This is a genomic window from Paenibacillus sp. YPG26, assembly GCF_023704175.1.
GTDB lineage: Bacteria > Bacillota > Bacilli > Paenibacillales > Paenibacillaceae > Fontibacillus.
This window is the reverse complement of record NZ_CP084530.1, coordinates 3,538,176-3,555,274: the sequence shown is the minus strand read 5'-3', so window position 1 is coordinate 3,555,274 and position 17,099 is coordinate 3,538,176. Positions and strand designations below refer to the sequence as shown.

Sequence of the window (17,099 nt, the reverse complement as noted above, 5' to 3'; positions counted from 1 at the left end):
GTAGAAGCAGGAGCTTGGCGGGCAGGAGAATGAACGGAGCCAGGTTGAAGAGATTGGAGACATCAATCGAGACAGACAGTGCGAATATGAACTTGACGGACAGTGCGAGCATAAGCAAGACAGACCGTGCGAAGATGGAAAATCACAGGCACGCTTCCACAGGTGCCGCCTTGTCCATGACATCCGGCCGCAAGACGGAGCATATCCGTATATGTCTTGAGGAAGAAGTCAACGCCGCCGGTGTAACCAGCGGCTTCAATCAGTATGCCTTCCGGCATAATGCTCTCCCGGAGATCGACTTTGATGACATTAGCCTGAGTGCGGACTTCATGAACCGGAGGCTGAGAACGCCGTTATTAATAAGCTCGATGACCGGGGGCAGCGAGACGGCTGGGCGCATAAATGAGCGGCTTGCAGAGGCCGCAGAGCGCCGGGGCTGGGCGATGGGAGTGGGCTCGGTTCGGGCGGCCGTGGAACACGCCGAGCTTGCTTCAACGTTCGCGGTTCGCCGTAAAGCGCCGACCATTCCGATTATCGCGAACCTTGGCGCTGTACAGTTGAATTACGGCTTTGGCATCGATGACTGCCGGAAGGCGGTTGAGATCGCAGAGGCGGACATGTTGGTCCTTCACTTGAACGGTCTGCAGGAGGTGTTCCAGCCGGAAGGGAATACGAATTTCGGCGGGCTTTTGCAGCGGGTGGAGCAGCTGTGTCAGACCCTGGCTGTACCCGTAGGGGTAAAAGAAGTGGGCTGGGGCATCGATGACGACACAGCGATCCGGCTGCATAACGCCGGAGTCTCGTTCATTGATGTGGCCGGTGCGGGCGGCACGTCCTGGAGCCAGGTGGAGAAGTTCCGCAGCGGCGATCCGCTCCGCCGCCAGGCGGCAGAAGCCTTCGCAGGCTGGGGCATCCCGACAACCGAGTGCATTCAGACTGTGCGGGCCGCGCTTCCGGGCTGTGCGCTTATTGGCAGCGGCGGACTGCACTCGGGTGTGGATGCGGCCAAGGCGCTGGCGCTTGGCGCTGACTTGGCGGGCTTCGGCAGAGCCTTGTTAGGGCCTGCGGTCCAGTCCGAGCAGCGGCTTGACGAGGTGCTTGGACGGGTGGAGCTGGAGCTGCGGACTGCAATGTTCGGAATCGGCGCTGCCGACATTCCGGCGCTTAAGGCCACAGAGCGCCTGGTTCGCAAATAGCCGATGGGAAGACCAATCCCCAGCGGATGATTCCTGTGCAGGCCGGGTAAGGGGCTGGGACTTCATTCACACAGGCGGAAGATCATCTCCGCTCGCTCCTTCAGGCCATTATGGGAGCATAAGCGATGCCGAAATGATTCAGCGGCAGATATATAGCTGTTATGCGAGACCAATCCCCAGCGGATTGGTTTTTGCCATATAGGAGCCTCTTCGGCAGGACGCGGGTGGAGTTTTTTTCGACGGCTGTCCTTGAAATATTCCCGGGGTATATGTACTATGGTTGAAGAAGACTGAGCAATTACAATAATGAGGAGTTGTCATAGATATGGCTTTAAAAGCAGGAATCGTGGGTCTGCCGAATGTCGGCAAATCGACACTGTTCAATGCGATCACGCAGGCAGGTGCCGAATCCGCGAACTATCCGTTCTGCACCATCGATCCGAACGTAGGCGTAGTAGAAGTGCCTGACGAGCGGCTCGACAAGCTGACTGAGCTCGTGGTGCCGAACCGCACCGTGCCAACGGCGTTCGAATTCGTAGATATCGCCGGGCTTGTGCGCGGTGCCAGCAAAGGGGAAGGCCTTGGGAACAAGTTCCTTGCCCACATCCGTGAAGTGGATGCAATTGTGCATGTGGTCCGCTGCTTCGAGGACGAGAACATTACTCACGTGGACGGCAAGATCAACCCGATCAGCGACATCCAGACGATCAATCTGGAGCTGATTCTGGCTGACCTGGACAGCGTGGAGAAGAAGATCGAGCGTTCCCGCAAAAACATGAAGGGCGGCAACAAGCAGTACGCCCAAGAGGTTGAAGTGCTGGAGCGTGTGAAGGAAGCATTGTACAACGATATGCCGGCGCGCAGCATCGAGCTGTCAGAGGATGAGAAGGCGATCGTTCGTGATCTGCATCTGCTTACCCTGAAGCCTGTTCTGTATGCGGCAAATGTCAGCGAAGATGGAGTTACGGAAGCGGACAGCAACCCGTATGTTCAGCAGGTAAGAGAATTCGCCGCTGCCGAGAATGCGGAAGTAGTGCCGATCAGTGCGAAGGTGGAAGCGGAGATTGCCGAGCTTGAAGGCGAAGACAAAGCGATGTTCCTCGAGGAGCTTGGCCTGGATGCTTCCGGTCTGGACCGCCTGATTCAAGCGGCCTACCGCCTGCTCGGACTCTACACTTACTTCACTGCCGGTGTTCAGGAGGTTCGGGCCTGGACCATTCGTAAGGGAACCAAAGCTCCTGGTGCAGCAGGAGTAATTCACTCCGACTTCGAGCGCGGATTCATCCGGGCCGAGGTAGTCTCCTACAATGACCTGGTTGCCGCAGGCTCCATGAACGTAGCCAAAGAGCGCGGTCAGCTTCGTCTTGAAGGCAAAGAGTATGTCGTACAGGACGGCGATGTTATGCATTTCCGCTTTAACGTATAGGCCTTAATCCCATATAAAGAGCGTACAGCTAGAAGCCCTGCCCGTGTAGACGGACGGGGCTTTTGTGTATGGGCTGCAGGCTGCCCTTGGAGACCATGCGGGGAGAGGTATGGCACTTGTCTCCAAGAGCGCGTGCAACAAGAATGCAGGAGTTAAGGAAGATAAGGCGGATAAGGCGGTAAGGAGGCAGGGCGAGTAGAGGACAGGATGCATGATGACAATGAAGTTAGCGGGATGCACAGAACACCTGCGAACAGACGAAAGATGATCCGCATAGAATGGATATACTCAGCTTGGAACGGTCAGCTGGGGATAGCTTACTGTAGCTGCTCAGCTAGTCATGGTTAAAAACCCCTGTCCCTGCACATGAATATAGGGTATATTTCCCTGAAATCCATATATGAGTAGTCACTTAGCAGACCCCAGCAGACCCCAGCAGACCCCAGCAGACCCCAGCAGACCCCAGCAGACCCCAGCTGGCCGGGTACCGGCCATCTATTCAAATGGACAAAACCATGCTATAATAAAAAGTCGTTTGCCTTAACTTTTTAATCAGGAAATAATGTATGTGAAGAGAGGTGCTTTCCTTGTTAGATCGACTTTCATCCCTTGCTGATCGTTATGAGAAATTAAGCGAGCTGCTGTGTGATCCGGACGTGGCCAGTGATCCGAAGAAGCTTAGGGATTATTCCAAGGAACAATCAGACTTACAGCCTGCTTACGAGGCTTTTACCGAATATAAGAACGTCATGGAAGAACTGGATGCCGCGAAAGCGATGCAGGCGGAGAAGCTTGACGATGAGATGCGTGAAATGGTCAAGATGGAGATTGAAGAACTGTCCGCGCGCCAGCAGGAGCTGGAGGAGAAGATTCATATCCTTCTGCTTCCGAAGGACCCGAACGATGACAAGAACGTGATCGTAGAGATCCGCGGTGCGGCAGGCGGCGATGAAGCGGCTCTATTCGCGGCGGATTTGTACCGCATGTACACCCGTTATGCTGATTCCCAAGGCTGGCGCGTGGATGTCATGGACGTGAACGCGAGTGATCTGGGCGGCTTCAAAGAGGTTATTTTCATGATCAATGGACGCGGGGCTTACAGTAAAATGAAATTCGAGAGCGGTGCCCACCGGGTACAGCGCATTCCTTCCACGGAGTCGGGCGGACGTATCCATACTTCCACCTCTACCGTAGCGGTAATGCCGGAAGTTGAGGATTTCGATATCGAAATCCACGACAAGGATATTCGTGTAGACACGTTCTGCTCCAGCGGTGCGGGCGGCCAGTCCGTTAACACTACCAAATCCGCAGTGCGGGTTACCCACATTCCAACCGGGATTGTGGCTACCTGTCAGGATGGCAAGTCGCAGAACTCGAACAAAGAGAAAGCCCTTCAGGTGCTCCGGGCCCGTATCTATGATGTGAAGCGTCAGGAAGAAGAAGCGAAATTCGCCGGGGAGCGCAAGAGCAAGGTGGGTACGGGTGACCGCAGTGAACGGATCCGTACGTACAACTTCCCGCAGAGCCGTGTAACGGACCACCGGATCGGCTTGACTGTGCATAAGCTGGATCAAGTGATGAACGGCGAGATTGAGGAATTTGTGTCCGCGCTTACGATTGCGGAGCAGGCAGAAATGATGGACAAAGGAGAATAGTCCTTGAATATAGACGAGTTCAAGCTGTCTTCAGGAAGTACGTTGATAGAAGCCTTTAAGGAGGCTTCTTCTTTTTTAGCATCGGCGGGAGTGCATGAGCCGGAGTCCAATGCCGAGCTGCTGCTGCGGCATGTGCTGAAGGTAAGCAGGGCCGAGTATTTGATGGCCCTGCGTGATCCGTTCCCGGCGCAGCATGCGGCCGCCTGGGAAGAAGCTGTGCGCCGGAAGGCGGCGGGGGAGCCCGCGCAGTACATTACCGGGGAGCAGGAATTCTACGGCCTGACCTTCAAGGTCACCCCGGCCGTCTTGATTCCGCGCCCCGAGACGGAGCTGCTCGTGGAAGCCATTGCCGCCGAAGGCGACAAGCTCTGGTCGGGCGGATCGCCGCGCACGGCCGATATTGGGACGGGCAGCAGCGCAATTGCGGCTGCCCTGAAGCATCTGCGTCCCGCGTGGCAGATTGCTGCCGGCGATCTGTCGCCGGATGCGCTTGCGCTTGCGCGGGAGAATGCGGCCCGGCTTGGGGCCGACATCACGTTCAAGCAGGGGAACCTGCTTGAACCGTTCGCCGGCGAGCCGCTCGATATTATCGTCTCCAACCCGCCTTACATCCCGGCGGAGGAGATTGAGACCCTGGAGCCGGAGGTCAAGGATTTCGAGCCCCGGCTGGCTCTGGACGGAGGCCCCGACGGGCTGGCCCCGTACCGGATCATGATGGACCAGCTCCGTCTGCTTCCCGCCCCGCCGCGGCTTATTGGATTTGAGCTGGGTATGGGACAAGCCGCGGACGTGGCGGCGCTTCTCCGGTCGGCAGGTCATTGGGAAGAGATCGTAACCATTCCGGATCTTGCGGGGATTGACCGGCACGTTCTCGGAATTGCCCGCAATTAGAGAGGATGAATCTCCGCTATGCCAACCACCGGGAGGCCCTATCCTGCCTGGACTGCTTAATAAATTTGGCCAGATACTGGGTGGTATTTGACTAGACCCGGAATGGGAGATTCTAATTCTGAAAAGTAGGCTGAACTATTGATCCATAGGATTAGGAAGGTCTGGCGATCTCCCCGAAGCTATAGTTGGCTGCAGCTTAATTCACCGCTGAAGCGGAATAGGGAAACCTTGCAGCTTCTCCCAGGTAATTTGCGTTTCGCAGACTGCCTGCTCTATATTAGAATTAACAGAAGCCGCTGCGCTTGTTCGCGTACAGAGCGATAGTGTACCATTAAGAGCGATAGTGTACCCTTAGACTTAACATTGGTTGCACTGGTCTCTGCCTGGCCAGGGGCTGGATCGGTTATGGCCTTGAACATGAGAGATAGTAATACAGAACTGTAGAGATGCAGAGATGCGGCAGTTTTAGGAATAGAATTAGAAGAACTGAAATACAGAATGACAGAAGAGCAGAAGAGCAGAAGAGCAAAAGAACAGAAGAACAGAAGAACAGAAGAACAGAAGTACAGAAGTACAGAAGTACAGAAGTACAGAAGTACAGAAGAACAGAGATACAGTAATACAGAGATACAGTAATACAGAGAAAAAGAAGCACACCTAAGAAGTGTGGAGAAGAATAGAATTAGAGAAATACAGAGATATAGGAACACAGAATACAGAAATATAGATAGCTTCTGGAAAAACAGTGGTAGTGCTGTGCCCGGGGAACGCTGGAGGGAGCCGCTTCATGCTTAACAAGTGGAAAAAAGTGGATTGGTCGATTGTTTTTATCGTGTTTATTTTTGGGATACTAAGTGTCGTCCTGATCCATAGCGGTGTTGCTGCTTGGCCGAAATTCAAGGGCTATGAGACGAAAATGTTGTTCTTTTACATTGCCGGCTTTATCGCCTTTTTTGGCATGATGCTGGTTGATTTCAGGCTGCTGACGAAATACTTCCTGTATTTGTTCGGGGCAGGAGTTTTACTAATGGTCGTTGTTATATTTAACGGGAGTGAACTGAACGGGGCAAAAGGCTGGCTGGATCTGGGCTTTGTTAGTCTGCAGCCCGCAGAGCTGTTCAAGCTTATCTTGATCATTACTTTGACCGCCTTGCTTATGCGCAAATACCGGCTGCGTCTCTCTTTCTGGAGAGATGTGGTGCCGCTTGGGCTTGTTACCATGATTCCGTTCGCGCTTGCAATGGTCCAGAATGATATCGGTAACGGTCTCAGCTATCTGGTAATCCTGCTTGGTCTGCTCTGGATAGGTAAGTTGAAGTATTCCCATGCTCTTATTATTCTGATCGTTGCGGCTGTAACAATAACTGTGGGAGTCAAGACATATATCACCTTCCATGAGCAGATTTCCACAACCCTGAAGCAGACCAATAAGCAGCACTGGCTGAACCGGATCGATCCCTGGCTGCTGCCGGAGAAGGCGGACAAGGACGCGTCTTATCATACGAAGAATGCCACTGTAGCCATTGCCGCCGGAGGCATGTTCGGCAGCGGATATATGCAGGGAGCGTATGTTCAGTCTGGAAGGGTACCTTACACATATTCGGATTCCATCTTTGTGGTGGTGGCCGAGGAATTTGGCTTCTTTGGCTGCTCGGTATTGCTCCTGCTTTATTTCATACTCATCCACAGGCTCATTCTGATCTCTCTCGAATGCAAGGATAAAAGCGGGCCGCTGCTCATCGTGGGTATTGTGGCCATGTGGCTCTATCAGATATTTGAGAATATCGGCATGTTCATGGGCCTGATGCCGCTGACCGGGATTACGCTGCCATTCATCAGCTATGGGGGAACCTCACTTTTGATCAATATGGCTAGTCTGGGATTGGCCATGAGTGTGCGTATTCACGGTCATGAAGTAGACGATGATATTCCGCGGACGAGCAAAGCCGCTCTTAGCCGCACCAGTTAACCTCTGGACAGGCGTCTGGAAGAGAACATAACGGAAATAGTACAGTACAGAATAGAATAATACAGAATAGAACAATACAGGAATACAACAGCACGCAAATACAACAGTACACAAATAGCCGTCTTGCTCCCCTGCTGATTTCGCAGGTTTGGCAGGGCGGTTTTCATATTCTGAGACCAGGGATTTGCTGCACAACAGATAAAGGCACATGCCTGGGATACGGGAAAGTTAGTAAATGCTAGATTCATAGGTTTATGAATCTCTTAACCGGACATACTGATAGACATCAGCACATCACGGTAAGGGGGATGCCGGAATGACCGAGAATCGGAATAGCGGGAACAAGGAAATCACAGGAAATAGGGGAGCGATAGGAACGAGAGGAACCAGCCTGCTGCGGAATGCATTGCTGCTCATGCTGTGTATGGCGGTTCTGCTCATGTCCTGGGAGGGCCAGAAGACGGATGCGGCCATAGCGAGAACGGAGATTCCCAAGGATTCGATCCGGCTTCGCATTCTTGCCAACTCCGATCGTCCCGAGGATCAGATTGTGAAGCGTAATGTCAGGGATGCCGTTGTCGAGCAGATGAATGGGTGGGTCGAGAAGCTGGATCACCCGCAGAGCCTTGAAGAGGCGAGGGAGGTTGTTCGCACCCGGCTTCACGAGATTGAGGATCAGGTGGGCCGGACGCTTCGGGCCAATGGGGAATCATACAGCTATAAGGTGGAGCTTGGGGTCGTTCCTTTTCCAACCAAGCTGTATGGCGGGGAAGTATATCCGGCGGGGGATTACGAGGCTGTCCGTGTAACCCTGGGGACAGGGGAAGGCAAGAACTGGTGGTGTGTGCTGTTCCCGCCGCTCTGCTTCATTGACGCCGGAACCGGGGACGCGGCCCCCAAGACTGGAGATGCGGTGAAGACAACGTCCGCCGCGGGCGGCATAGAGGCTGACTCTAAGGCGGAGGCCAAGGCCCCGGAGGTTCGCTTCTTCCTGTGGGATGTGCTCAGCAGCTTGTTCAGCTGGGTAGGCAGCTTGTTCTCTTAAGGGGAATTTTGCAGGGGATAGTCGTTTGTTTCAAGCAGTTATTATGGTAAAATATTCGTTGTTATTGTGGCACTTATTCTTATATTTTATATAACGGCAAGCACAACCGATGGCATCCATCAGCTTCATTCAGCTGTTAAGAGTGCTCTCACTCTGCCGCAGTCCGGTGCATTCCGCACTATACTGGGAGATTGGGGCGCTTTTTGGTATGTAACGGTGTATATTCAAATCTCACATAGAAAGCTTGGGATCTTAATGGAAAATAAGCATGCGGGCGATCGGGCCACGAAATACTGGGATGTGTCGGCTGCGGAAGGTGCAGCCTCTGGACATCCCACACGGGAACATGACCTGAATGAGGCTATTCAGGAGGCGGCCGCTCTGCTGCGTGCCGGAGAGACGGTGGCCTTCCCGACGGAGACGGTATACGGCCTCGGAGCTGATGCGCGGAGCGATGAAGCTGTGGAGCGGATTTTTGCCGCCAAGGGCCGGCCGTCGGACAATCCTCTCATTGTCCACATCGCGGAGCTGTCCCAGCTGGACGAGATTGTCCTGGACGTGAACGATACGGCCCGGCGGCTTATGGAGGCTTACTGGCCGGGGCCGCTCACCCTGGTGCTGCCGGTCCGTCCCGGCGCGGTCTCCCCGCGCGTGACCGCGGGCCTGTCCACCGTGGCCGTGCGTATGCCGGCCCATGATATCGCCCTGCGGCTCATCGCCGCCGCAGGCTGCCCGGTGGCGGCGCCCAGCGCCAACCGGTCCGGGCGCCCGAGCCCCACGCTCGCGAGCCACGTGGGCGAGGACCTCGCCGGCCTGATCGGCGGCATCGTGGACGGCGGGCCCACCGGCGTGGGCCTCGAGTCCACCGTGGCCGAGGCCGGCCCGGACGGCACCGTGACCGTGCTGCGCCCCGGCTCGGTCACGGCCGCAGCGCTTGCCCGCGTCGCGGCAAGCGTGCACACCGACCCCGCCCTGCACAGCGGGCGGGGAGAGAGCAGCCCGGCGCCGCGCTCGCCGGGCATGAAGTACACGCACTATGCGCCGCGCGGCAGCCTGCGCATTGTGCGTGGGCAGGACCCGGGGGCCGTTGTGGCCCGGGTCCAGGCGGAGCTCGCCGCGGCGGAGGCGCGCGGCGAAGTGACGGGGGTGCTCGCGTATGACGAGCACCTGCACCATTACCGGGCGAGCATCGCGATCTCGCTCGGCCCGGTCGGTGCGCTGGAGAACGCGGCGCACCGACTCTATGCGGGGCTGCGCCGCTTCGATGAAGAAGGCGCCACCTTCATGGTCGCCGAGGCCTGCCCCGAGGAAGGGGTCGGCCTGGCCGTGATGAATCGTCTGCTTAAAGCCGCTGGGGACGAGGTAATAGACGTATAGGGAATCCTTTTCATATCGAAAAGAATTCGCGATATTACTAGTCAGGAGAGGCGGGGGTAGCGATGATCCAGGTAGGAGTAACCGGATGGGGAGATCATGATGACCTATATCCAGCGCGCACGCCTGCTCGGGACAAGCTGCGGATCTACGGGCAGCACTTCCCTGTGGTCGAAGTGGACAGCTCCTTTTATGCTATACAATCCCAGGCTAATTTTCAGCGCTGGGTGGATATAACCCCTGAGAACTTTACTTTTTTTGTTAAAGCTTATCAGGGGATGACGGGCCATTCGCGCGGGAAAAACCAGAAGTTCGCAGGCCCGGGAGAAATGTTCGAAGCCTTTATTCGTTCCATTGACCCCGTGGTGGAGGCAGGCAAGCTGAATGCGGTGCTCTTTCAGTTCCCGCCCTGGTTCGACTGTACGCTGGACAGTATCCGCCGGCTGCGGGCCATCCGCAAATGGATGGGGGACCTGCCGCTCGCCATAGAATTCCGGAACCCGAGCTGGTTCCAGGAGGATACCCGGGAGAAGACGATTCAGTTCATGCGGGAGGAAGGGTGGTTCCATGTGATCTGCGACGAGCCGCAGATTGGGCATGGGTCGGTTCCAACCGTGCTTGAGCCCGGGGCGCCAGGCCGTACCTTCATTCGCCTGCACGGCAGGAATGCGGAAGGATGGAAGAAGAGCAGTGCTCCGAACTGGCGGGAGATCCGGACGCTGTACCGCTACTCTACGGAGGAGCTTCTTGAGTGGCGTGATCACCTGGACGAGCTGCGCAAGAAGGATGCGGGCGATATCTATATGATTTTCAACAATAACTCCGGCGGCGATGCGGCAGACAATGCCAAGGAAATGATGGCCCTTCTCGGCATGGAGCCAGCCGGTAACGCTCCGCGTCAGATGGATCTGTTCGGAGAGTCCTAGGAGAGTGCGGGTTCAGCAGGAATGCCGGGCCCGTGTTCGTGCTTAAGGGCGGATCACCATTAGCATGATGACCAGCACGGTAAGGACCTGGACAATCCGGTTCAGAGCGTTAATTTTGCTGGCCAAGGGGAGGTAGTCTTCAGGGATACCTTCCTCTTTGTGCTGCCTGATTAAATGGGCGGCCCGCTTCATAGCGGGGTCAAGGAACCCGATAATCAGAATTTCGATAAGGACAAATAGGACGAGACTGATATTGAGCCACATTTTGGTGAATCCCGTGTGATCAAGAAGCATAAGGAGAATGCCGGTAACCAGCAGGGTGATTCCGGCGGCCTTCGGGTACTTGTTGATCTTGTCGTTCAGCTGATAGGCGAACTTCAGCTGACTGCTTGTCTTGGCGGATTGTGTGATAACTGGCAGTACAAAGGCTGGCCCGATGCCGATGATTGCCGCCAGAACATGGATAAGCACGAGAGTGGTTTCCATTGCCTCCATTTTGCTCTCTCCCCTCTAAAAATCTATGCTATGCCTGTACTCCATACTTACTGTCCATACACGAGATTCATGCCTGCCCCCGTAAAAGGATAAGCTGTCATGAACCCTGCCTTGTCCGCATAATTTGATTCTAGAGACGGAAATATGCGACGAAGTGAGTTCGCATTTTCCGTCAAGACGGAAATATGCGACGAAGTGAAGTTCGCAATTTCCGTCAAGACGGAAATGTGCAACGAGTTCCAGGTGCAATTTCCGTCAAGACGGAAATGCACACCGTAATCTAGCTCGCAAATTCCGACCAAACGGAGTCGCGGACATGGGGGAATAATGAATGTTGGAAGCAGGCGAACAGCTTGGTGAGCTGGCGACAATCGTAATGATGGCAGCGGCCTTGGGAATGGACGCTTTTTCATTGGGAATAGGCATCGGCATGAAGGGGGTGCGCCTGCGCGAGGTCCTGCGGATCAGCGCGGTCATCGCGCTGTTTCATATTCTTATGCCGCTGCTGGGTATTTTTACCGGGGAATACCTGGGGATGCTGCTGGGTCAGGTAGCCGGGTATGTCTCTGGAGGACTGCTCGTGCTGCTTGGAGGGCATATGATCATAAGCTCCTGGCGGGGAGGCGGGATGCAGACTGTGAATCCCCGGACGCTTGTTGGGGTGCTGCTCTTCGCTATGAGTGTGAGTGTTGACTCCTTCTCGGTCGGTGTCTCGCTGGGAATGTTCCATAGCAATCTGGCGCTTACTGTGCTGGCTTTTGGCTTCTTTGGCGGCTTGATGTCTGTACTGGGTCTTATGCTGGGGCGCAAGGTAAGCCATAGTCTTGGCGATTACGGGGAAGCGGCGGGCGGCGCTGTGCTTCTTGCATTTGGACTGATGTTTATCTTTTGATACAATAGTAGACAATAGAGGCTTGGAGCTAGAGAGTTACCGGAGGTGAAGACACAGGTATGCGGATTTTGTTTGTATGTACAGGAAATACGTGCCGCAGCCCGATGGCTGAGGGCATGCTGCGCAAGCTTGCCAAGGAACACGGCGTAGATGTTGAGGTCCGTTCCGCCGGGGTGTCAGCGGCGGACGGAGTACAGATCTCCTATCATGCGGAGGCTGTGCTGAGAGAGAACCAGATTGAAGATCTTATGACCTCCACGGCCCTGCGGGCGGAGCTGACGGAATGGGCAGATCTGATTCTGACCCTAACTCAGGGACATAAGAGACAGGTTATTCAGTATTTTCCGGGAACAGCGGGGAAGACCTTCACTCTTAAGGAGTATGTGGAGGATGACGAACAGGTACTGGCGGATATCCGGGAACTGGATGGTCATCTCGCAGCAAGAGAACTGCAGATGTCTTTGGGACAGCAGATGAGCGCGGCGGATAGCCAGCGGATGATTGAACTCCGGCAGAGAATACCGGTATATGATATATCAGATCCCTTTGGCGGTACGAGAGAGGACTATGACCGCACAGCAGCTGAGATTCGGACTGCACTGGACAAGCTGATCGATATACTGAAGCAGCGGAAGTCTCATTAATTTGGCTTGCAAAGCAATTGTGATTGCTATATGATGAAGTTGAAAATTGCAGATCCGATGTGACTGGCGACGAGAGTGGGCTAACCACGATGGAGCATCGGAGTATACGGCCGGTCGCCTGGGCAAAGAGCACACGCGTTTTTTTGATGCGTACTGCTCTTTTTTTCATTCCTTCTTTCGATTTCTTGTCGGTTTTTAGGTATAATAAGGGCGTTGTGAGCGGGAAGGATGTTGATTCCTGCGGATTCGGTTCACGATTTGTACCGCCTGGATCGTACTCTTTGTACCTGTGATTGGAATGGGAGGAATGTGTGAATGAATGAAGGCAATGAAGCGCTGTCCATCCGGGAACAAGCGGCAATCGTATTGTCTGATCTCGCGGAAGCGGCGGGGCTTGGACCTGGCAAGATCGTAGTAGCCGGAGTTAGCACCAGCGAGGTAGCGGGCAAGCGGATCGGCACCCATGGGGCCGAGCATATCGCAGCAGAGCTGTATGAGGGGCTGGAGCAGGTAAGGGCAAGGTATGGCTTCGAGCTTGTGTTTCAGTGCTGCGAGCATCTTAACCGGGCGCTTGTTCTTGAACGCGATCTGCTCGAACGTCTGAACCTGACCGAAGTCAGTGCGGTTCCGGTACCCAAAGCAGGCGGATCCATGGCGGCCGGTGCTTACAGCCGGCTGAAGGATCCCTGCCTTGCCGAGACCATCGAGGCTCATGCCGGGATTGATATCGGCGAGACGATGATCGGTATGCATCTGCGCCGGGTTGCTGTACCTTTCCGCCCTTCCATCCGGTATGTAGGGGAAGCGCGGGTGAATGCGGCCTGGAGCCGTCCGAAGCTGATTGGCGGCGAGAGAGCCGTCTACGTTCTGCCGCACGTGCAGGACTCCAATCTGTGTGATTAATCAACTGTATAAGTTGAGCTTAAGCTGGTAATTCAACTTATTTATTATTAAGTATGAGAGGATGACGAACATGGAAAATTTGAGAAAGCAAGATCCGGCAGTACTTGAGGCGATGAATCTGGAGCTTAAGCGTCAGCGCAACAACATTGAGCTGATTGCCTCCGAGAACATTGTAAGTGAAGCAGTTATGGAGGCCCTTGGCTCCGTACTGACGAACAAATACGCTGAAGGTTACCCTGGCAAACGCTTCTATGGCGGCTGTGAGCATGTTGACATTGTAGAAGACATCGCTCGTGACCGTGCGAAAGAATTGTTCGGCGCGGAGCATGCGAATGTTCAACCTCACTCGGGAGCTCAAGCCAACATGGCCGTCTATCTGGCTGCGCTTAAGCCTGGAGATACCGTGCTGGGTATGAATCTTGCCCACGGGGGTCACCTGACTCACGGTAGTCCGGTTAACGCATCGGGACTGCTGTACAATTTCGTAGCTTATGGTGTTCAGGAAGATTCCTTCACAATTGACTATAACGATCTGCGCAAAGCTGCATTCAAACACCGTCCTCGTATGATCGTGGCTGGTGCGAGCGCGTATCCGCGGATTATTGATTTTGAAGCTATCGCTTCGATCGCCAATGACGTAGGCGCGCTGTTCTTCGTGGACATGGCGCACATCGCGGGTCTGGTTGCTGCGGGTCTTCATCCGAGCCCGGTACCACACGCTCATTTCGTAACAACTACAACGCACAAGACGCTTCGCGGTCCACGCGGCGGCATGATCCTGTGTAAAAAAGCTTGGGCTCAGGCCATCGACAAGGCTGTGTTCCCAGGTATTCAAGGTGGACCTTTGATGCACGTTATTGCTTCCAAAGCTGTCGCTTTGGGCGAAGCGCTGCAGCCTTCATTCAAGACATATGCTGAGAACGTTGTGAAGAATGCGAAGCGTCTTGCTGAGACTTTGGTTGAGGAAGGTCTCAACCTGGTATCTGGCGGAACGGATAATCACTTGATGCTGATCGATACACGCGGCTTGAACATTACCGGACGGGATGCAGAGCATGTTCTTGACTCCATCGGAATTACCGTGAACAAGAACGCGATTCCTTTCGATCCTACAAGTCCATTCGTAACGAGCGGTATTCGTGTGGGTACGCCAGCTGCGACTTCACGCGGAATGGATGAAGAAGCTATGGTCGAAATCGGACGGATTATTGCCTTGACCTTGAAATCCCCTGAGGATTCAGCCGTGCTTGAACAAGCCCGTGCACGCGTTGTGGCCTTGACTGACCGCTTCCCGCTCTATCCTGAAATGAAGTATTAATTCTCCCTTATAATTCTCTGGTGGCTCCTGTGCTTCAATAGTGCAGGGGCCACTTCCTGTATATAGAGGTGCATAAGTTAAGATAGCGGGATTATTGGAGAGGGCAGCCCGGTAATAATTCAGATGATTTTGTCCAAGCTGGTATTTGTGGCTGATAAGGGTGCATTTGAAGGTGAAAATGCCCCAGGGGAGTGATATAATAAACAGGATTTGGCCGCTATAATACAAGCTGGAGTGTATAGAAGCTTATGTATACAGGGCCAGGCCTCTTAAGGAGAACACAGCAGCAACATAACCGGAGGGACTAGCCATGGGAAAATTAGTGATATGTGATCACCCGTTAATTCAACACAAACTTACTTTTATCCGCGATATGCGTACGAACACGAAGGATTTTCGTGAATTGGTGGATGAAGTCGCCACTTTGATGGCTTATGAGATTACAAGAGATGTGCCGCTCGAATCTATAATTGTACAGACTCCTGTTGCAGAGACCGAATCGAAGGTGATCTCCGGCCGTATGCTGGGCCTTATTCCGATTCTGCGCGCTGGCCTGGGGATGCTGGATGGCGTTCTCAAGCTGCTTCCTGCCGCCAAGGTAGGACATGTGGGCTTGTTCCGTGACCCTGAGACTTTGCAGCCGGTTGAGTACTACGTGAAGCTTCCCACAGATGTTCAAGAACGCGAACTGATCGTTATTGATCCTATGCTGGCAACCGGAGGTTCAGCAATTGCTGCTATAGAATCCCTTAAGAAGCGGGGCTGCACCCAGATCAAGATGATGAACCTGATCGCGGCTCCAGAGGGGGTTAAGGCGGTTCAGGATGCTCACCCGGATGTGGATATTTATGTAGCCGCAATGGATGAACGCCTCGACGATCATGGATACATCATTCCAGGTCTGGGAGATGCCGGAGACCGCTTGTACGGAACCAAGTAGCCGTGGTCCTGCAGCTCTCAGCTGCAGGCCTGCTCAAGGACGATGATCGAGAGATGATCGCAGGACATGGAAGTCTACTTGCGATTATCTTCAGGAAGAGCGGCGCTGGCTGAAGTCCGGCGCGGTCTCAGGCAAATAGAAAGGGGTTACAGTTTTGAACAACAAGATTAAAGTGATGACGATTTTTGGGGTGAGACCGGAGGCTATTAAGATGGCTCCGCTTATTCTGGAGCTTCAGAAGCATCCGGACAAGATAGAATCTGTGGTCTGTGTGACGGCGCAGCACCGTGAGATGCTGGATCAGGTACTTGAGGTATTCCAGATCAATCCGGACTATGACCTGAATGTGATGAAAGAACGCCAGACGCTGAACGAGGTTACCATTCGGGTACTGCAAGGCCTGGAGGAAGTGCTCGCCCAGGCGAAGCCGGATATTGTGCTTGTCCATGGTGACACGTTGACGACCTTCCTGGCCAGCTATGCCGCTTTCCTGCAGCAGATCCAGGTTGGACATGTCGAAGCCGGCCTTCGTACGTGGAACAAGCTCTCCCCTTACCCGGAGGAGATGAACCGTCAGTTGACCGGAGTTCTTGCGGATATGCACTTTGCACCCACGGACTGGTCTGCGGGCAACCTGCGCAAAGAAAACAAGAATGATTCAACTATTTATGTCACAGGCAATACGATTACGGATGTGTTTCAATATACTGTGAAGTCGGATTACAAGCACCCTGTTCTGGACTTTGCGGAGGGTAAGAGATTGATTCTGATGACGGCACACCGCAGGGAGTCCCAAGGAGAGCCCCACCGTAATATCTTTAGAGCGGTTCGGAGAATTGCCGATGAATTTGAGGATATCGCGATTGTCTATCCGGTCCACCCAAGCCCGGCGGTCCGGGAACCAGCCTATGAAATCCTGGGCAGCCATCCCCGGATCAAGCTGATCGACCCGCTGGATGTGGTTGATTTCCATAACATCTATCCGCATACGCATCTGATTCTGACCGACTCGGGCGGAATGCAGGAAGAAGCTCCTTCCTTTGGTGTTCCGGTGCTGGTTCTGCGGGATACCACCGAACGCCCAGAAGGAATTGAAGCTGGAACCCTGGAGCTGGTAGGCACAGATGAAGAGGCTGTATACGAGCGGACAAGAGTCCTGTTGTCTGATCAAGCTCTATATGAATCCATGAGCCGGGCTGCCAACCCGTATGGAGACGGTAAGGCTTCGGAGAGAATCGTCAAGGCAATTTGTCACCATTTCGGGCTAAATGATGAGCGTCCTGACGCTTTTCACACAATGTTCATAAATTGATTTCCGATGGAGTATGAGCGAGAAATAGACAGCATACAGTTATACTGTACGCTTTGCGGGTTGTCAGGGCTGGAATTAGTACTCTTTTCGCTTTAAAGCGTGAAAGATTTCTT

General features: G+C 54.1%; 17 protein-coding genes and 1 riboswitch. Of the genes, 16 read left to right on the top strand and 1 reads right to left on the bottom strand.

Annotated features, from left to right (window positions below):
* Positions 1-134: 134 nt before the first annotated feature.
* From fni to LDO05_RS16800, 10 genes are all read left to right on the top strand, one after another.
* Positions 135-1,196: a type 2 isopentenyl-diphosphate Delta-isomerase gene (fni, locus tag LDO05_RS16840; protein ID WP_251378767.1), complete on the top strand. Its 1,062-nt coding sequence runs from the start codon at positions 135-137 to the stop codon at positions 1,194-1,196.
* Between the two features lie 325 nt (positions 1,197-1,521).
* A complete protein-coding gene (gene ychF / locus LDO05_RS16835) occupies positions 1,522-2,622 on the top strand; it encodes a redox-regulated ATPase YchF (RefSeq protein WP_251376459.1) in 1,101 nt (366 codons plus the stop codon).
* Positions 2,623-2,686: 64 nt separating this feature from the next.
* Positions 2,687-2,821, top strand: a complete 135-nt coding sequence (locus tag LDO05_RS18870) for a hypothetical protein (protein ID WP_276575522.1) — start codon at positions 2,687-2,689, stop codon at positions 2,819-2,821.
* 388 nt (positions 2,822-3,209) lie between these two features.
* The gene (prfA, locus tag LDO05_RS16830; RefSeq protein WP_251376458.1) at positions 3,210-4,277 is read left to right on the top strand and encodes a peptide chain release factor 1; all 1,068 of its coding nucleotides are present in this window, start codon (positions 3,210-3,212) and stop codon (positions 4,275-4,277) included.
* Positions 4,278-4,280: 3 nt separating this feature from the next.
* A complete protein-coding gene (gene prmC / locus LDO05_RS16825; protein ID WP_251376457.1) occupies positions 4,281-5,168 on the top strand; it encodes a peptide chain release factor N(5)-glutamine methyltransferase in 888 nt (295 codons plus the stop codon).
* Positions 5,169-5,666: 498 nt separating this feature from the next.
* The gene (locus tag LDO05_RS16820; RefSeq protein ID WP_251376456.1) at positions 5,667-5,804 is read left to right on the top strand and encodes a hypothetical protein; all 138 of its coding nucleotides are present in this window, start codon (positions 5,667-5,669) and stop codon (positions 5,802-5,804) included.
* 151 nt (positions 5,805-5,955) lie between these two features.
* Positions 5,956-7,137 carry an FtsW/RodA/SpoVE family cell cycle protein gene (locus tag LDO05_RS16815; RefSeq protein WP_251376455.1) on the top strand — a complete coding sequence of 394 codons (1,182 nt, stop codon included), beginning with the start codon at positions 5,956-5,958 and terminating at the stop codon, positions 7,135-7,137.
* A gap of 415 nt (positions 7,138-7,552) precedes the next feature.
* Entirely contained in the window at positions 7,553-8,182 is a 630-nt protein-coding gene (gene spoIIR, locus LDO05_RS16810; protein ID WP_251378766.1) for a stage II sporulation protein R, read from the top strand.
* Between the two features lie 255 nt (positions 8,183-8,437).
* Positions 8,438-9,559, top strand: a complete 1,122-nt coding sequence (locus LDO05_RS16805; RefSeq protein ID WP_251376454.1) for an L-threonylcarbamoyladenylate synthase — start codon at positions 8,438-8,440, stop codon at positions 9,557-9,559.
* 62 nt (positions 9,560-9,621) lie between these two features.
* Entirely contained in the window at positions 9,622-10,482 is an 861-nt protein-coding gene (locus tag LDO05_RS16800; protein ID WP_251376453.1) for a DUF72 domain-containing protein, read from the top strand.
* A gap of 42 nt (positions 10,483-10,524) precedes the next feature.
* Here the strand turns inward: LDO05_RS16800 and LDO05_RS16795 are convergent, their stop codons facing one another.
* Positions 10,525-10,977, bottom strand: a complete 453-nt coding sequence (locus LDO05_RS16795) for a DUF2269 family protein (protein ID WP_251376452.1) — start codon at positions 10,975-10,977, stop codon at positions 10,525-10,527.
* A 331-nt stretch (positions 10,978-11,308) separates the two neighbouring features.
* Here LDO05_RS16795 and LDO05_RS16790 point away from each other — a divergent pair, with 331 nt between their 5' ends.
* The 6 genes from LDO05_RS16790 (at position 11,309) to wecB (ending at position 16,986) form a co-directional block, all read left to right on the top strand.
* Positions 11,309-11,869 carry a manganese efflux pump MntP gene (locus LDO05_RS16790; protein ID WP_251376451.1) on the top strand — a complete coding sequence of 187 codons (561 nt, stop codon included), beginning with the start codon at positions 11,309-11,311 and terminating at the stop codon, positions 11,867-11,869.
* 59 nt (positions 11,870-11,928) lie between these two features.
* Positions 11,929-12,513, top strand: coding sequence for a low molecular weight protein arginine phosphatase (locus LDO05_RS16785; protein WP_251376450.1), 585 nt, complete (start codon positions 11,929-11,931; stop codon positions 12,511-12,513).
* A 49-nt stretch (positions 12,514-12,562) separates the two neighbouring features.
* Positions 12,563-12,644, top strand: a riboswitch (ZMP/ZTP riboswitch).
* A 184-nt stretch (positions 12,645-12,828) separates the two neighbouring features.
* Complete coding sequence (locus LDO05_RS16780; RefSeq protein WP_251376449.1) at positions 12,829-13,416, top strand: TIGR01440 family protein; 588 nt, start codon at positions 12,829-12,831, stop codon at positions 13,414-13,416.
* 70 nt (positions 13,417-13,486) lie between these two features.
* Positions 13,487-14,734, top strand: a complete 1,248-nt coding sequence (gene glyA / locus LDO05_RS16775; protein ID WP_251376448.1) for a serine hydroxymethyltransferase — start codon at positions 13,487-13,489, stop codon at positions 14,732-14,734.
* Positions 14,735-15,044: 310 nt separating this feature from the next.
* Positions 15,045-15,674 (top strand): uracil phosphoribosyltransferase, encoded by a 630-nt coding sequence (gene upp / locus LDO05_RS16770; protein ID WP_251376447.1) that lies wholly within the window; start codon positions 15,045-15,047, stop codon positions 15,672-15,674.
* A gap of 175 nt (positions 15,675-15,849) precedes the next feature.
* Positions 15,850-16,986 carry a non-hydrolyzing UDP-N-acetylglucosamine 2-epimerase gene (gene wecB / locus LDO05_RS16765; protein WP_251378765.1) on the top strand — a complete coding sequence of 379 codons (1,137 nt, stop codon included), beginning with the start codon at positions 15,850-15,852 and terminating at the stop codon, positions 16,984-16,986.
* Positions 16,987-17,099 lie beyond the last annotated feature (113 nt).

What these genes read in the sequence shown, in the direction of transcription:
- wecB (WP_251378765.1), top strand. Translation starts at nt 15,850, where the DNA reads ATGACGATTTTTGGGGTGAGACCGGAGGCTATTAAGATGGCTCCGCTT.
- LDO05_RS16790 (WP_251376451.1), top strand. Translation starts at nt 11,309, where the DNA reads ATGTTGGAAGCAGGCGAACAGCTTGGTGAGCTGGCGACAATCGTAATG.
- ychF (WP_251376459.1), top strand. Translation starts at nt 1,522, where the DNA reads ATGGCTTTAAAAGCAGGAATCGTGGGTCTGCCGAATGTCGGCAAATCG.
- LDO05_RS16800 (WP_251376453.1), top strand. Translation starts at nt 9,622, where the DNA reads ATGATCCAGGTAGGAGTAACCGGATGGGGAGATCATGATGACCTATAT.
- glyA (WP_251376448.1), top strand. Translation starts at nt 13,487, where the DNA reads ATGGAAAATTTGAGAAAGCAAGATCCGGCAGTACTTGAGGCGATGAAT.
- fni (WP_251378767.1), top strand. Translation starts at nt 135, where the DNA reads ATGGAAAATCACAGGCACGCTTCCACAGGTGCCGCCTTGTCCATGACA.
- upp (WP_251376447.1), top strand. Translation starts at nt 15,045, where the DNA reads ATGGGAAAATTAGTGATATGTGATCACCCGTTAATTCAACACAAACTT.
- spoIIR (WP_251378766.1), top strand. Translation starts at nt 7,553, where the DNA reads ATGCTGTGTATGGCGGTTCTGCTCATGTCCTGGGAGGGCCAGAAGACG.
- LDO05_RS16820 (WP_251376456.1), top strand. Translation starts at nt 5,667, where the DNA reads ATGACAGAAGAGCAGAAGAGCAGAAGAGCAAAAGAACAGAAGAACAGA.
- LDO05_RS16815 (WP_251376455.1), top strand. Translation starts at nt 5,956, where the DNA reads ATGCTTAACAAGTGGAAAAAAGTGGATTGGTCGATTGTTTTTATCGTG.
- LDO05_RS16795 (WP_251376452.1), bottom strand. Translation starts at nt 10,977, where the DNA reads ATGGAGGCAATGGAAACCACTCTCGTGCTTATCCATGTTCTGGCGGCA.
- LDO05_RS16780 (WP_251376449.1), top strand. Translation starts at nt 12,829, where the DNA reads ATGAATGAAGGCAATGAAGCGCTGTCCATCCGGGAACAAGCGGCAATC.
- LDO05_RS16785 (WP_251376450.1), top strand. Translation starts at nt 11,929, where the DNA reads ATGCGGATTTTGTTTGTATGTACAGGAAATACGTGCCGCAGCCCGATG.
- LDO05_RS16805 (WP_251376454.1), top strand. Translation starts at nt 8,438, where the DNA reads ATGGAAAATAAGCATGCGGGCGATCGGGCCACGAAATACTGGGATGTG.